Genomic DNA, 15,419 nt, shown 5'->3' with positions numbered 1-15,419 from the left:
TAGATGCTAGCTAAACATTAAACTACCTTTTAAAATACACACTAAAGGTAGTGCCCTGACCAATCTTACTGTCAACTTCAATCCGCCCCTCAGCGTTCTCCACAATCTTTTTGACCATGTACAGGCCAATGCCAGAACCTTCCACGTGGTCGTGCAGGCGGGTGAACATCGAGAAGATCTTGGCCACGCCGCTTGGCTTCATGCCCAGTCCATTGTCCTGCACCTTCAGTAAGGTATAGTCACCGGCCTTTTCACAGCTAATTTTAACAACCGGAGTGCGATCCGGGTCTCTGTATTTGATGGCGTTCGATAATAAATTGTAGAGCACAGAGCGCATGTTCTTTTCTGAGAAGCGGATGGCGTTGCAGGCGGCTACGTCCACCTCTATGTGGGCACCCACATTGTCGATCTGGGCACTCAGGTCGAGCCGGATGTCATGGATTAGTTCGGAGAGGTTCACTTCCGAGGCCTCCTGGTTGTTTTCCTTCTGCAGTTTGGTCACATCCGTCAGGTGATCGATGGTGCGCTTGAACCGGCTGATGGAACTGTGAATCATCTCGATGACCTGCTTCAGTTCCGGGGAGGCATGTGCGTCGTTCGGGATGGATTCTATCAGGATAAGCAGCAGTCGCTCGATGTTGTAGATCGGGGCCTTGAGGTCGTGGGAGGCGGCATAGATGAAGTTGTCCAGGTCGATGTTGGTGCGGGTTAGCTGGGCATTCGTTCCGGAGAGCTCCTGGTTGGTCTCGGCCAGTTTGGTGCTCAGCGCACGGGCCTCGTGCCCACTCTCTTCCAGCTTCAGGCGGGCGATGGTTTGATCCGTGATGTCGTGCACCAAGGTATAGAACCCGGCCACCTCTCCATCTCGGATGTCGGGCACGTAGCTGGTTTGGATGTACTTCACAAAGTCCTCGCGGTAGGGCATGCGGCTCTCAAAGTCGAGGCGCTCGCCGGCCAGGGCCCGGTCGATGTATTGCTTCACACCGCTGTAGGCCTTTTCACCGACGATCTCCCGCACGGGTTTGCCCAGCAAGTCGCTTGCCTTTCCCGGGAACCACGCTTCGTAGGCCTTGTTCGTGAAACGGTACTTCTCCTCTTTGTCCAAGTAGCCGATCAGTACGGGCAGTGCGTCTGTGATCAGGCGCAGCCGCTCGGCGCTTTGCTCCACCGCTTGCCGGGCCTTCACCTGCTCCGTTACATCGTGAGCAAACACCAGCACACCGTCTATGGCACCCTTTTCATCGCGCCGGGCCTGGTAAGTAAAGGAAAAGTAAATCTGCTCCGGTTCGGCCCCGTCGGAGCGCGAAAGCATGAGAGGGTATTCCACGGCTTCGAATTTTTCGCCCGTGCGGTATACGGCCTGCAGAATAGGCGGTATGGGGGTGGACTGCAGCTCCGGGAACACTTCGAGCAGGGTTTTGCCGAGCATGTTCTTGCCCGGAAACACCTTCTTAAAGGCCGGGTTGATCATTTGAAACCTGAACTCAGGGCCATCCACCGCCAGAAACGGGGTGGGGGAATTCATGAAGATGGTGTGCAACTGGTTGCGCTGCGCTTCAATCGCGGCTTTGGACAACTGCAGTTCCTCGGTGCGCGCGGCAATGCGCTTTTCCAGTTCCTCGTTCAGGTGCAGCAGGGCCTTTTGTGCGTGGTACAGCTCCAGGTTGGATGCCTGCATCTCGCGACGTGCCAATACCTGTGCCGTTACTTCAAAGGCGAATACCATGATGCCGTCGATATGGCCCTGCAGGTTACGGATCGCCTGGTAAGTGAAGTTGTAATAGTTATTGCCCAGGTTGCCGGAATTGGCGTGGTCCAGGCGCACGAGCAACTCGTGTGCGAAGGCGCTTTCACCTGTCTGGTATACCTCGTTCAGCATCCCGATCACCGTTTGCCCTTCCAGCTCCGGCATGGCCTCCAGGATGGGCTTGCCCAGTATAGGCCGGTTGCCGACCAACTGCTGGTAGGTGGGGTTAGCAAAACTGAAAACATGCTGTGGCCCTTCCAGAATACAGATCATGGCGGGCGCCTGCATGAAGATGTTGTGCAGTTTGCGGCGCTCCAGTTCCGCCTCGGCACGTGCGGTAATCAGGGCCGCTTTCGTGATTTTTTGCTCGCCAAGCAGTTCCTTCATCTCCTGCTCACTCTGCTGCAGCTGCTCCTGGGCCAGCACCTGCTCTGTTACATCCAGTACTTTGTGCAGGATGTAGCTGATGTTGCCGTGCTCGTCCAGCACCGGCGTGTTGGAAGGTAGCCAGTATTTTTCAAGGAAATTACCCGTTTGCGGAGGGAGCTGCATGTCGTAACGCTGGAGCGCCATCTGATGACGTTGCTTGTGCTCAATGACGTATTCGAGCGAGTTGCGCAGGTTGTGGGTGCCGTCAGCTAACGCTAAATCCGGGTTGTCGGGGAAAACTTCGAACAGGTAGCGTCCTCTGAGCTCGTCCTGGTTAAACTGGGTCAGTTGCAGGTAAGCGTTGCTGGCACCCAGTATGTGGAAGTCGGTGGACAGGATCAGGTATAGCTCAGGTATAGCCTCGAAAGCGCGCAAAACTTCCGCTGAAAGAGAGAAGGGTGTGGTCATGGAAAGAGGGTGAGGCCTGATTTTTTTAAAGTTGTTTATAATTAAAGACAAATCAAAAGATGAGTTGTTCTAATTGGGCTGCGTTTTTTGAAAAATAACAACGGGCATCCCCGCTTTTCGCACCCACCGGACGGCCGCATGCGTATAGGCGACAGGTATAGCTTATCTAACCTGACGCCCCCTGTCGCATGAGATGGACCCTGGTTTTACTGCTGCTGCTTAGTGCCTGCGCCACCCAGCGTCAGGCTGGGGCTGATGAGGAAGCTATACCTGGCGCCAACAGGAAGCTACCGAAACTGTACGCCCCTGCCGTGCATCCCCGGCCTGTCATTAGTCCTTCCCAGTCAGCACTAAGCCCGGAAGCCATCGGTGATGGACACTTCTACGCAGCCTTTTCAGTCGGAGGACCAACTAGCGCACCAACCAGAACGGCTATACCTTACGCACCCGTGCAAAGACGGAGCGAACCGCGCATCGTATACTTACGCGACACCCTGGCGCTTGACTCCCTGCAGCGTGAGTTGCACGTCGAGCAACTGGCCAACCAGGCCATCCGCAAGAGGCTGAAGTCTGCGGAGGGCGAGCGAGATTACTGGCAGGACAAGAACGAGCAGAAGTTCTGGACGCTGATCGCCATGGCCATTTTCGCCTTTCTCTACATCCTGTTCCGCGTGCTGGCTTCCCGCATCAAAGAAACCTGAGGCCCTGCCTGGATAACCGTTAGCCGCTGAGCTCGTTTAAAAAGGGAAGTTTCATTTTAAACCTGATAGAAAACTATGAACAGACGAGACAGAGATCGCTACGATCACGACAACTACGACCGGGACGATTACAGTGGAGGCGCCGGCTACGGCCGCAACGACGAGCACTACCACAGCGCCCGCAACCTGACCAACGAGTTTGAGCAGGAGTATCGCAGACATCACGCAGACATGGAGCACGACCGCTACGATCGCAGCAACATGCGCCGCAGCTACCACGAGGGCGACGATATGGGCGATACCTATGAAAGGATGCGCGAAGGCAGCAGAAACCGTGATTCGGACTACAACATGCAGTACGGCGGGCGCGACAGAAGTAATTGGGGCGAGAACCGCAACCGCAGCCAGGACTGGTCGTCTTCTGATCGCTACAGCACATCCGGCAGGTATAGCCAGCGCAGCAGTGACTTTGACCGGGACCGAGACATGGGCCAACGCAACTGGTCTGGCAGCTCTGACCGCTTCAGCAACCAGGACCGCAGCAACCAGAGGGATATGGGGCGTGGCAGCCGCATGAACCAGGACCGACTGCGCGAGGGATATGGTATTTCAGACTATGGCCGTATGCGGCCGACAGAGAACATCCACTCCAGCAGGGGCATCCCGAACGCGGGCATTACCAGCAGCTTCGAAGACGACTACGGCACCGACCTAGACAGCAGCAGAAGCAATCGCATTTCGTCGGGCAACTACGGGGGCTATGGCTCACAAGGTGGCAACTACCGACGTGACCGCGACGATCGCTACTAGCGATACATTTGAATAGACAGTTAACGGGACAGCCGCTACCTCAGGGAAGCGGCTGTCCTTTTTGTGTGCTTGAACTTCAATCTATACCTATACCTGAAAGGAGAAACTAGCATCTGACTTCGTTATTGTTGCTGCTCTTTTTTGCTTCTCCACAGGTGCAGCCAGCCAATACAGTTTTAACCTTAGTATGGATTTGGCCTTTCTTCACGGCAGCCAGCTGTCTTCCCGATTTGAACATATACAGGCGCTCTGACTCAACTCTGCGTAGGTATAGGAGTATGAACCCGAAAAGAGCCTATGGAACAGGAACAACAATTGCGCGATCATTTGGAAAAGCTGATGCGGATGGGGCAGGCTTTTCGGCCGGGTGAGGAACTGCTGCAGGGAATCAGTGTGCAGGATGCAGGCAAGCGCGTAGCCGGACTGCCCTATACCATCTGGCAACTGCTCGAGCACCTGCGCTTCGCCCAGCACGACATCCTGGACTTTTGCCGCAACCCCAACTACCAGACGCCGGAGTGGCCCGACGACTACTGGCCCGCAGCCGAAGCCCCTGCCGACCAGGCAGCCCTGGACCATACCCTGCAAGTCATCAAACAAGATTTGGACGCCATGGTGCAACTGGTGCAGGACACGGAGCAGGATCTTTTTGCGCGTATACCTCATGGCAATGGGCAGACGCTCCTGCGCGAAGCGATGCTGGTGGCCGAACACAATGCCTATCACCTCGGTCAGATCGTGGTACTTCGCCGTTTGCACGGAAAACTAACTACCTGACGCATTCGTAACTGGTGCCACTTCAGATAAAAAGCGGCGGCTATACCTGATTTCAGGTATAGCCGCCGCTTTTAAGAGGTATACGTATAGGTCAGGAACTCAAGCCAAGCGCCTCTTTTGCCATCGGTAAATAGTCATCCGTGCCCGACTCCAGCACAAATAAACCGATGTTCACGCCATAGGCACCGTGCCGTTGCTGCACGTGCTCCAGCATGCGGGGCCATACCCGGCCACCGGCCTGTTCGTAGGCAACCAGCACCCGTTTCATGAAATCTTCGCCAAAGGCGGCCAGTAGCGCCACAAAATCAATGGCAGGGTCGCTTACTTCGGCCTCGGTCCAGTCGAGAAGGCCATTCACTTTGCCGTTTTCGTCGGTGAGGATGTGGGCAGCCTGCAGATCGCCATGCACGAGACAGGTATAGCCGGGCCAGTAGCTGTCGTCCTGCAGCCAGGCCTGCCAGCGATCCCAGACCGGATCAGCGACACCGATCGCCGTTTTCACGCGTTGCATCTGGCCTTGCAGGTGCCCGCGCAACTGCTCCGGCTGCAGCACGTTCAGGCCGGCTTTTGCAGCGGCTGCCGTGTCCTGGGCGTGCAGCGCGGCAATGGTCTTCCCGAGCGACTGACAAAACGCCTCCGGTAGGTTTTCCATGTCCAGGTTCCAGACGTAGCATAGCTTTTCCATGTCGATGTTGGCCACAGGTATACCAGGCAGTCTTGGGTAGGCGATCAGGCTCGGGTCAAAAATCTGCCAGTCGGGTAGGTCTGCCGGCAATTTGCCTTTCAACAATTGGAGCACCCGGTGTTCGTTGTTGGCGCGGGGCAGCACATCCGGTCGGCGGGGCAGGCGCAGGATCCAAGGTTGCTGTGCATTGTCCAGTGCATGGATCACCTGAAAATCGAGGCCGGTTTCATTGTAGTTGAATGTTTCTGGTTGCAGGTGCAGGCCATGCCGTTGGGTAAGCCCGATCAGTTCTGATTCAGAGAGGGGACTATTTTTCACTTCCTTCATGATGTTTTGCTTTCACTTAAAAAAAAATACAAACGGAGCCCATACCTGGTGGGAATCGGAGCGAAGGTATAGGGCATGGGTTAATTGCCGATGCACAGGAGGTGCCCGGATTTGGTGCTACCGAAGCAGCGTATTACATGTAGAGTTGCAGGAGGGAAGTGCTCATGTGTAAAAGCAATGCGTTTGAGGAGTAAGATAAAAAACTATACGCAGCTAACCAAGGAAAGTATGGATGCGGTTATCGCTCCACACACTGCCTTCGTTCGTAAAATAGTGTGGAGGAGCCGTTGGAAGATGGAGCTAAGCCAGGAACAGGACCTAGTAAAAAAGGAAAGAAAACTACTGCTCATCAAAGCCGTGCATACGGTGGTATGGGTATTTTACAATGTGGTGATCTTTTACCTGCTTTATGCCGTGCTCACCAACCGGATCGATAAATGGGTCTGGATCTGCCTGGGCCTGATTGCCTTGGAAGGGCTTGTGCTGCTGGTATTCAACAAAATGTGCCCGATCACGGTGGTGGCACGGCGGTACTCCGACTCTAACCGCGATAATTTCGACATCTTCCTGCCTAACTGGCTGGCCAGGCATAACAAAGCGATCTATACCTCCATCGTGCTCATCAGCGTGCTCATTTTGATTTACCGGTTGGTACTGGCTTGAAGTGACGGTGCCTGGCATTGCCAAAACAACTGAAAAGCAATACCAGCATGTGTCGCAGCCATCTCTTGCAAGGCATGGAAGTCTCGCTTTATAGGACTCAGCTCCTTCAGACGAGAACCTGTGGGCCCACTAGCTCCTCCCAAGGTTTAGCGCACTGCTTGATTTGAAAAGCCCACGGCAGAAAGCTGCTTATGAGCGTGTTTTTTTGTCGTACCTTCACGCCTATGCCAAAATCAAAAAAACTCCAGAACGTTACGATTGCAGAAGTATTCAGGACCATCATCTGGCCGCGGCGCAAATACCTGGCGGTCGGCTTGGTGCTGATCATCATCAGCCGACTGGCCGGGCTGGTGTTGCCGGGTGCCAGCAAGTATCTCATCGATGACGTGATTCCGACCGGCGACAGCACCATGCTCAAATGGCTGATCGGGGCGGTGCTGACAGCCATCGTCATTCAGTCAGTTACCTCTTTTGCGCTCACCCAAATACTGAGTGTCGAGGCCCAGCACCTTATTTCGCAACTGCGCGCCAAAGTACAGCGCCACATCATGCAGTTGCCCATCCGCTTTTTCGACAATACCAAAACCGGCGAACTCGTCTCGCGCATCATGACCGATGTGGAAGGGGTGCGCAACCTCGTCGGCACCGGCTTTGCACAAATGATCGGCGGCGTCCTGACCTCGCTCATTTGCCTGGTGCTGCTTATCTACATCAGTCCGCTCATGACAGGTTTTGCGCTCATTCCGGTGGCCATTTTCGGGGTGATCTCACTCAAAGCCTTTGGTAGGATCAGGCCGATCTTCCGGGAGCGTGGCGTGATCAATGCCGAAGTGACCGGTCGCCTGACCGAAACGCTGGGCGGCGTGCGCGTGATCAAAGGTTTCAATGCGGAGGCGCAGGAAATTAAGACATTCGAAGATGGCGTGACGCGCCTTTTCCTCAACGTCAAGCAGAGCCTGACTACTACCAGCATGGTAACATCAGCCGCTACTTTGCTGCTGGGCATTGCCTCGGCGGGTATCATGGGCATTGGCGGTTACCTGATCATGAAAGGTGAGATGACCTTTGGCGACTTTCTGGCCTTCACGCTATACCTGGGTTTTATGATTGCCCCGATCCTGCAGATGAGCAACATCGGAAGCCAGTTCACGGAAGCCTTCGCCGGCCTCGACCGCACCCAGGAAATCCTCAACACACCGTTAGAAGATGCGCACGGCACCCGCACGCTCCAGCTCGATCAGATTCACGGCGACATTGTGTTCGACCGTGTGGCGTTTGCCTACGAAACCGGCAAAGATGTGGTGAAGGAGGTCAGCTTCCGGGCACCGGCCGGCTCTGTAACCGCACTGGTGGGAACTTCGGGTTCCGGCAAAACGACCATTGCGGGTCTGGCCGCCTCCTTCCTCAACCCGGACAGTGGCACGATTACGGTGGACGGCCACGACCTGCAGCGCATCAGCTTACAAAGCTATCGCAGTCAGCTAGGCGTGGTGCTGCAGGACGATTTTCTTTTTGAAGGCAGTATCCGGCAGAACATCCTTTTCCCACGTCCCAACGCCACAGAGGAGCAGTTGATGCAGGCCGTGCAGGCAGCCCACGTGCAGGAGTTTACCGACCGTTTCCCGGAGGGGCTGGATACGCTAATCGGGGAGCGGGGCGTGAAACTGTCCGGCGGTCAGCGGCAGCGCATCGCCATCGCCCGTGCCATCCTGGCTGACCCACGCATCCTTATTCTGGACGAAGCGACTTCTAACCTTGACACCGAAAGCGAGAGCTTGATTCAGGCCAGCCTCAAAACCCTGATGCAGGGGCGCACGACCTTCGTGATTGCTCACCGCCTGAGTACCATCCGGCAGGCCGACCAGATTCTGGTGATCGAGCAAGGCTGCATTGCGGAGCAAGGGCGTCATGAGGAACTGCTGGAGAAGCAGGGGCGGTATTATCAACTCTATACCTATCAGGCCAGAATTTGATCTTGTAGCAGGTTCGAATGTGTAGGTTATACCTGGTTTTGAAATTGCTTAGGCCTAGCTGTCTTCGTTATTTCGAATTGGTCCTTTGTCGCCGTTCCTCCATCGCTGAATCGCTGTACCGGATTGGCAATCCGCATCCTGGCCAGTAGCTACTGCCTTAGCTATGCGGATTACAAATCCGCAGTTACTGAACTTTCGGATTCCAAATCCGAAAGAGCTCTTGGTCTATACCTGTAAAAGCGCGCTATACCTGAAGCTGTGCTAGACTTCTTCAGGTATAGCGTGTTGCTGCAGCCTATCTGACCTGTGCATTTCAGAATAATGCTTAAATTGGAAGATCGTTTTCCAGCTTATCTACCTTAAAACCATGAAATACCTTTTAAAATCTCAGTGGCTCCTGCTGCTTTTATTCATCTGCCTGTCTTCCTGTACGACCAGTAACAAACCGGATGCTGCCAGTGAGGTGGCAAGGTGGGAGCAGCAGGCCGCCCGCATCACCATCATGCGCGATGATTTTGGCGTGCCGCACATCTATGGCAAAACGGACGCCGACGCCGTGTTCGGACTGTTGTACGCCCAGTGCGAAGACGACTTCAACCGCGTGGAGCGCAATTACCTGTGGGCTACCGGCCGCCTGGCCGAAGTGGAAGGAGAGGAGCAGCTGTACAGCGACCTGCGTGCCAAACTGTACATGACGGAGGAAGAAGCCAAGGCCGAATACGAGCGTAGTCCGGAATGGTTGAAAGTGCTTTGCCAGGCCTTTGCCGATGGCATCAACTACTACCTGCACACGCACCCCGAGGTGAAGCCGAAGCTGCTTACCCGTTTTGAGCCCTGGATGCCGATGTACTTCAGCGAAGGCTCCATTGGCGGCGACATCGAGAGCGTTTCGACCAAAGGCATCAAGGCATTTTATGAAGAAGATAAGTCGCTGGGGTTGAACAGTGCCGGGCACGGACTGGTGCAGCCTGCGCTGCTCGAAGAACCGAAAGGCTCAAACGGCTTTGCTATTTCCGGCAAGCACACGGCCTCCGGCGATGCCATGCTGCTCATCAACCCGCACACCTCGTTCTTCTTCCGGGGTGAAGTTCATGCCGTAAGCGAAGAGGGACTGAATGCCTATGGTGCCGTGACCTGGGGACAGTTTTTCATCTACCAGGGCTTCAACGAGAAAACCGGTTGGATGCACACCTCTGCCTATGCCGATGTGATTGACGAATTTGAGGAAACCATTGTAAAGCAGGACGGCAAACTATTCTACAGGTATGGCGAGGAGCTGCGCCCTGTGCAGACAAAAGAAGTGACGCTGGCTTATAAAGAGGGGGATGCGCTGAAAGAAAAAACCTTCACCACCTACCATACCCATCACGGGCCGATCACCCACAAAAACGGAGACAAATGGGTGGCTACCGCCCTGATGTGGAAACCGGTGGAGGCGCTTACCCAATCCTATACCCGCACCAAGAAAACTAACCTAAAGGAGTTTAATGAGATGATGGAGATGCGCACCAACTCCTCCAACGCCACCGTGTACGCCGACGCCGACGGCAACATCGCCTACTATCACGGCAACTTCTTCCCAAAACGCGATACGGCTTTTGATTACTCCAAACCAGTGGATGGCAGCAACCCCAAAACCGACTGGAATGGCCTGCATACCTTAGACGAGACCATCCGGATCATAAACCCACCCAACGGCTGGATCCAGAACTGCAATTCCACACCGTTTACTGCTGCTGCCGAGTACAGCCCGAAGAAAGAGGACTACCCGGTTTACATGGCGCCTTCGCCAGAGAACTTCCGCGGCGTACACGCCATCCGCCTGCTCGAAAAAGCCGAGAACCTAACATTAGACAAACTCATCGACCTGGCCTACGACCCTTACCTGCCGGGCTTCGAGGTGCTGATTCCCGGACTCGTAAAAGCCTATGACAACCAGAAGCCAAACGACCCGAAACTGAAAGCAGCGATCGAGGTGATGCGTACATGGGACTATGCCGTGTCGAAGGAGTCGGTGGCGATGTCGCTGGCGCATTTCTATGCCACCAATTTGCTGCGCGATGGATCAGCACCGAAGGGGCACGTGATGGAGCGTTTCGACTACTACGCCAACAAAGCCCCAGAGACAGAGCGGCTGGAGATCTTCAGCAAAACCATCGCTGAGCTGGAAAAGGACTTTGGCAAATGGAACACGCCCTGGGGTGAGATCAACCGCTTCCAGCGCTTGACCGGCGACATCAAGCAGCCGTTTAACGATGCGGCGCCGAGTATACCGGTAGGTATGGCATCGGGCAATTGGGGAGCGTTGGCTTCTTACGGCGCGAATCGCTATGATACCAAGCGCCTCTACGGCACCTCCGGTAACAGTTTTGTGGCCGTGGTGCAGTTCGGCGACAAGGTGAAAGCCAAGACCATCCTGGCAGGCGGACAGAGCGGCGACCCAAAATCCCCGCACTTCAACGACCAGGCCCAGCGCTATGCCGATGTGCAGTTTAAAGACGTCGCCTACTACCGCGAAGATGTGGAGAGAAGAGCCAAGGCCAGGTATACGCCGGGGCAGCGGGTGAGCGAGTAGCAGGTATAGATTGATCTAAACAAAAAGGTCCGGGCTTTTCAGTCCGGACCTTTTTGTTTAGATCGGGGGCAGGTAGCGCTTTAAACAAAGCACACTGGCTGATCATAAAGGCTACTTGTCTGTTTTCAGGCGTTCCAGGCTATACTTGTCCACCTTTACGATGCCGCGCATAGGCCGGTCCAGGTCGATGATGATGAACACCACCAGGCAGATCATGAAACTCAGGAATGCAGACGGCAGGGTGTTGCGTTTCTGGCCCAGTCCGCTGCCATACCCGATCAGGGCACCCGACATGATGAACACAATGAACAGCAGGTAAAAGATCACTTCGGGCACGTGCATGGCCAGTAAGGCGTTTCGCTCGTTATGGGCAATCACCAGCTGGTTGAGTGCCGTGATGAAGTAGCCGGTAGTGACGGTATTGGGGTCGATGCGCGCGGCTTTCACAGCGGCTTCCCAGATGTGGCGCTGGGTTGACTCAGTCTCGTCGGCAAGGGCTTCTTGCTCCTGCACCATGGCATAATTGGTATTACTGAGGGCCAGCCGCAGGTCGATGTACTGCTGCAATTGCTGACGGGTGAGCGAATCGTAGGGGGCAGGGAGCAGGTGGGAGCGCATAAGGGCTGTAGCGATGGCGTTAGCCTCGGTGATGACCGCTTTGGTGCGGGCGTTATAGCTCTGCAGGGAAATGTTGAAGGCAAAGCCGAGGATGAGCGCCAGCAGACCCAGGGTGCCCGCCTGTATGGTGCTGGTTTGCGCTTTCACATCTTTGTCGGTGTTGCGCTGGTGATGGCGGCCGATGCGGTACCCGACTTCCTGGGCCAGCAGAATCAACACGAACAGCACCGACACAATCAGGATGCTGTTGTGCTCGTACAGATATTCTTTTGTCATACTTTTTATAGCATCTGAAACAGGACCAGCCAACCGCAGGGAGCCCTGTAGCAGCTAAGCCCTATACGTAGCCGGTATAAAAAAGAAGCTCAGCCGGCGCCAGCTGCTCTCCTCATGTCATTACTTTTTTCGGGATTCTTCGTTTTACAAAGAGTATCACCAAATGCCTCATGCTTATGACTTTACCTGCCAAATTCCTGCTGATCATCTTCCTGCCACTGACGATGGCTTTTTCAGCTCTGCACCACGGCTGGGCGAACTACGACCAGACCAAAACACTGGACTACACGGGCCTGGTAGAGGAAATCACCTACGAGAACCCGCACGGCATGCTGCAGCTCCAGCACGAGGACAAGACCTGGACGGTGGTGCTGGCCCCGCCCAGCCGAATGAGTTCGAGAGGTCTGAGCAAAGACATGATCCAGCCTGGCGATTCGGTGCGGGTGGTGGGCTATCCGCACAAAGAGGTGAAGGATGAGATGCGCGCGGAGCGGATTTATGTAAGTGGTAAAAAGATAGAGCTGCGCTAACGGTGTCCGCCTCCATGGCAGAACTGCTGCAGGCCCTGGAAGACTCGGCACTGGCCAGCGCCATTCGGGCTTCCTCCTGGCTATACCCTTTTCTGGAGATTGTGCACATCCTGGGCATCGTGCTGCTGGTGGGCACCGCCTTCCTCTTCGACCTGCGCCTGCTGGGCTTCTCCCAAAACCTGCCTGTCCCGGATCTGGCCCGCCATCTGCTGCCCTGGTCCCGAAGGGGGCTATACCTGATCGTGCCTTCTGGTCTGCTGCTTTTCAGCACCAATGCGATGGCCCTGGCAGGCGATCCTGTTTTTCACATCAAACTGATTCTACTGCTGATAGGCGGCTTGAATGCAGGTTTCTTTCACCGGTTTCTTGCGCCATCCTCAACTGATTGGGAACAGAGCGGCGTACCGATGGCTGCCAGGGCTGTGGCGGTGTGCTCGCTGGTGGTGTGGGTGGTAGTGATCGCCTGCGGCAGGCTGCTGGCGTATTAGGGTGCCAAAGGTCTAAATCAGCAGCGTTTTACCGCCACTTATCCTTGTAATTTCCACTGTTAAAGAACCAGACTGGTATCCTGTATGGCCTTCGATTGGGCTAGTCAGCTTACAGAACCCTTCTGAAACGTCGACCTATACCTGCTCTGTATGAAGACATTAGAGAAAAATAATTAGAAAATAATTTGCGCAACCGATTAGTTGCGCGTATATTAGCAAACAAATGGTTGCATATTGAAGCTAAACAAATGAGAAGAGACGTTTTTCAGGCCATAGCAGACCCCACCCGACGCGCCATTATTGGCTTGATTGCCCTGCAGGCCATGACGCCGAACGCCATAGCCGAGCATTTTGACACCAGCAGGCAGGCTGTTTCAAAGCACCTGCAGATCCTGACGGAGTGCCAGTTGGTGAAGCAGGAACAGCAGGGGCGTGAGATTTACTATCAGTTGGAAGTATCGAAGATGAAGGAAATAGACAAATGGCTGGAACAGTTCCGGAAGATTTGGGAAGACCGTTTCAGCGAACTTGACAATGTATTATCAAACCTTAAAACAAAAAAGCCATGAAAAAAGAACTGGAATTTGAGTTTTCCGTGAACAAGGAAAACAAAACGATCACCGTAAAGAGAGAATTTGCCGCAGAGCTCCCGCTGGTATGGGATGCCTACACCAAAAGCGAGATACTGGACCAATGGTGGGCACCCAAGCCCTGGAAAGCCCGCACCAAGACAATGGATTTTCGAGAAGGCGGCCACTGGCACTATGCCATGGTTGGTCCGGAAGGCGAAGAACACTGGGCACTGGCCAATTACAAGACCATCGACCCTAAAAAGCGCTTTACCGCATTCGATGGATTTGCAGATGCGGAGGGAGTGGTGAACCCAGACATGCCCCAATCGAAGTGGGAAGTGAGCTTTACGCCCAAAGACGAGGTAACGCTGGTCGAAAACCTGATCACCTTCGACGACCTGTCACAACTCGAAACCACCATCCAGATGGGCTTTAAAGAAGGCCTGACCATGGCCATGGAAGGACTTGATGCCTTACTGGCTGCCCAGAAACAGGAGGCCTAAGTATCGGCAGCCACAGAGAAAAATCATGCTTCATCACATATTTAAAAGCGGGGCAGGTGTTAAACCTTCGAGCCCCGCTTTTTGAGTTATATGACGCTTATACCTGACGTGCCCGGCACAGCCAGTGCAGGTCTGCATGCGTATGTTAACCTGAATAGAGCGCTCTATACCTGACTGACAACATGCACAATCAAATCAAACTATCCTTTACCCCGGACCTGAGCCTGAACGCCAAAGGCAAGCATGTGCGCGACGGCCTTTCTACCGCCTTGCTGCTGGGCGATAACCTGTGGCTGAGCTGTGACGAACGCACGACCATGGAGCGCCTCACCCGCCTGCCCGACGGCTCTTTTGGCAAGCACCGCTCCTTCGACATTCACGATTATCTCGACCTCCCGGCAAAGGATTTCAGCGAGATCGACATTGAGGGAATGGGCATGGCCGATCACTACCTTTGGCTCATCGGTTCGCACAGTCTGAAGCGAAAGAAGCCGAAAAGGCCCGACTCCATCAAGAAGCAGATAGCGCGTTTGTCGAAAATCAAAAGCGACCCGAACCGTTACCTGCTGGCGCGCATCCCTATTCTGCAGGATCCCGAAACAGGTGAGTACACGCTTTACAAAGAAGCCGAAGATCCGGACCATCGCGGCAAAATGCTCCATGCGGCTCAGCTGAAAGGGAACAAAACCAGCAATATGTTAACTGAGCTGATGGAGCAGGACGAGCATATTGCCCCATTTATGAACATCCCCGGCAAAGACAACGGCTTCGACATAGAGGGACTGGCCGTGCACGGGCACCGTATTTTCATTGGCCTGCGCGGGCCGGTGCTGCGCGGCTGGGCCATGGTGCTGGAGGTAGAACCTGAGGAAGAGGAAGCCGGCACCCTGCGCCTGAAGCGGATCACGAAGCAGAAGCCTTACCGCAAGCACTTTCTGAACCTGCGCGGTAAAGGCATCCGGGAGCTGCGCATTGCCGGAGACGACATGTACCTGCTGGCCGGCCCCACCATGGACCTGGACGGCGTGATTGCCATTTACCGCTGGCGCAATGCTGTGAACGGAAACACAGAACAGGTGATCCATAACAACGAACTGGAACGATTGAGCGAGGTGCCGCACGGATCAGGCGAAAACTCCGGTAAGGACAAAGCGGAAGGGCTTACCTTACTGGATGAAAAGCATGTGCTGGTGGTGTTCGACAGCCCGACAGCGGAACGGACAGTAGGGGAAAACGACGTGCTGGCGGATGTACTGCAGATAGGGGAGTAGTTTCTATGAATTTGCCAGTTGGCAGCTTCGTAAATAAAAAAAGCCCGGCGATGAGCCGGGCTTTTT

Annotated in this window: 14 protein-coding genes; 11 read left to right on the top strand and 3 right to left on the bottom strand. The window is 54.7% G+C overall.

Annotated features, from left to right (window positions below; genetic code table 11):
- Positions 1 to 22: 22 nt before the first annotated feature.
- Positions 23 to 2,584 carry a PAS domain-containing protein gene (locus B0B12_RS06515; protein ID WP_076666783.1) on the bottom strand — a complete coding sequence of 854 codons (2,562 nt, stop codon included), beginning with the start codon at positions 2,582 to 2,584 and terminating at the stop codon, positions 23 to 25.
- A 188-nt stretch (positions 2,585 to 2,772) separates the two neighbouring features.
- Here B0B12_RS06515 and B0B12_RS20100 point away from each other — a divergent pair, with 188 nt between their 5' ends.
- The 3 genes from B0B12_RS20100 (at position 2,773) to B0B12_RS06500 (ending at position 4,872) form a co-directional block, all read left to right on the top strand.
- The gene (locus B0B12_RS20100) at positions 2,773 to 3,285 is read left to right on the top strand and encodes a hypothetical protein (protein WP_139337772.1); all 513 of its coding nucleotides are present in this window, start codon (positions 2,773 to 2,775) and stop codon (positions 3,283 to 3,285) included.
- Between the two features lie 75 nt (positions 3,286 to 3,360).
- The gene (locus B0B12_RS06505) at positions 3,361 to 4,095 is read left to right on the top strand and encodes a hypothetical protein (RefSeq protein WP_076666779.1); all 735 of its coding nucleotides are present in this window, start codon (positions 3,361 to 3,363) and stop codon (positions 4,093 to 4,095) included.
- A gap of 297 nt (positions 4,096 to 4,392) precedes the next feature.
- On the top strand, positions 4,393 to 4,872 hold the full coding sequence (locus B0B12_RS06500) for a DinB family protein (RefSeq protein ID WP_076666777.1): 480 nt from the start codon (positions 4,393 to 4,395) through the stop codon (positions 4,870 to 4,872).
- Between the two features lie 91 nt (positions 4,873 to 4,963).
- On the opposite strand, the gene B0B12_RS06495 is transcribed toward B0B12_RS06500, so the two are convergent.
- Positions 4,964 to 5,884 (bottom strand): macrolide 2'-phosphotransferase, encoded by a 921-nt coding sequence (locus B0B12_RS06495; RefSeq protein WP_076666775.1) that lies wholly within the window; start codon positions 5,882 to 5,884, stop codon positions 4,964 to 4,966.
- A 228-nt stretch (positions 5,885 to 6,112) separates the two neighbouring features.
- Between B0B12_RS06495 and B0B12_RS06490 the strand changes: the two genes are divergently transcribed.
- The 3 genes from B0B12_RS06490 (at position 6,113) to B0B12_RS06480 (ending at position 11,095) form a co-directional block, all read left to right on the top strand.
- Complete coding sequence (locus B0B12_RS06490; RefSeq protein WP_244554612.1) at positions 6,113 to 6,547, top strand: hypothetical protein; 435 nt, start codon at positions 6,113 to 6,115, stop codon at positions 6,545 to 6,547.
- Positions 6,548 to 6,771: 224 nt separating this feature from the next.
- Positions 6,772 to 8,520 carry an ABC transporter ATP-binding protein gene (locus B0B12_RS06485; RefSeq protein WP_076667728.1) on the top strand — a complete coding sequence of 583 codons (1,749 nt, stop codon included), beginning with the start codon at positions 6,772 to 6,774 and terminating at the stop codon, positions 8,518 to 8,520.
- A 367-nt stretch (positions 8,521 to 8,887) separates the two neighbouring features.
- The gene (locus B0B12_RS06480) at positions 8,888 to 11,095 is read left to right on the top strand and encodes an acylase (RefSeq protein WP_076666771.1); all 2,208 of its coding nucleotides are present in this window, start codon (positions 8,888 to 8,890) and stop codon (positions 11,093 to 11,095) included.
- Between the two features lie 111 nt (positions 11,096 to 11,206).
- Here the strand turns inward: B0B12_RS06480 and B0B12_RS06475 are convergent, their stop codons facing one another.
- Positions 11,207 to 11,989 carry a bestrophin-like domain gene (locus B0B12_RS06475; protein ID WP_076666769.1) on the bottom strand — a complete coding sequence of 261 codons (783 nt, stop codon included), beginning with the start codon at positions 11,987 to 11,989 and terminating at the stop codon, positions 11,207 to 11,209.
- 176 nt (positions 11,990 to 12,165) lie between these two features.
- On the opposite strand from B0B12_RS06475, the gene B0B12_RS06470 reads away from it, so the two are divergent.
- The 5 genes from B0B12_RS06470 (at position 12,166) to B0B12_RS06450 (ending at position 15,353) form a co-directional block, all read left to right on the top strand.
- Positions 12,166 to 12,519: a DUF6152 family protein gene (locus B0B12_RS06470; RefSeq protein WP_076666767.1), complete on the top strand. Its 354-nt coding sequence runs from the start codon at positions 12,166 to 12,168 to the stop codon at positions 12,517 to 12,519.
- A gap of 14 nt (positions 12,520 to 12,533) precedes the next feature.
- Positions 12,534 to 13,007, top strand: coding sequence for a DUF6644 family protein (locus tag B0B12_RS06465; RefSeq protein WP_076666765.1), 474 nt, complete (start codon positions 12,534 to 12,536; stop codon positions 13,005 to 13,007).
- Positions 13,008 to 13,255: 248 nt separating this feature from the next.
- Positions 13,256 to 13,576, top strand: a complete 321-nt coding sequence (locus B0B12_RS06460; RefSeq protein ID WP_076666763.1) for an ArsR/SmtB family transcription factor — start codon at positions 13,256 to 13,258, stop codon at positions 13,574 to 13,576.
- Positions 13,573 to 14,082: an SRPBCC family protein gene (locus B0B12_RS06455; protein ID WP_076666761.1), complete on the top strand. Its 510-nt coding sequence runs from the start codon at positions 13,573 to 13,575 to the stop codon at positions 14,080 to 14,082. Before B0B12_RS06460 ends, B0B12_RS06455 begins: the two co-directional genes overlap by 4 nt.
- Positions 14,083 to 14,264: 182 nt before the next feature.
- Positions 14,265 to 15,353 (top strand): DUF3616 domain-containing protein, encoded by a 1,089-nt coding sequence (locus B0B12_RS06450; protein WP_076666759.1) that lies wholly within the window; start codon positions 14,265 to 14,267, stop codon positions 15,351 to 15,353.
- Positions 15,354 to 15,419: the final 66 nt, after the last annotated feature.

The sequence above is a fragment of the Pontibacter indicus genome (assembly GCF_900156345.1).
Lineage (GTDB): Bacteria > Bacteroidota > Bacteroidia > Cytophagales > Hymenobacteraceae > Pontibacter > Pontibacter indicus.
Note: the sequence above shows the minus strand (reverse complement) of the source record. Positions and strands in the feature narration are given on the sequence as shown.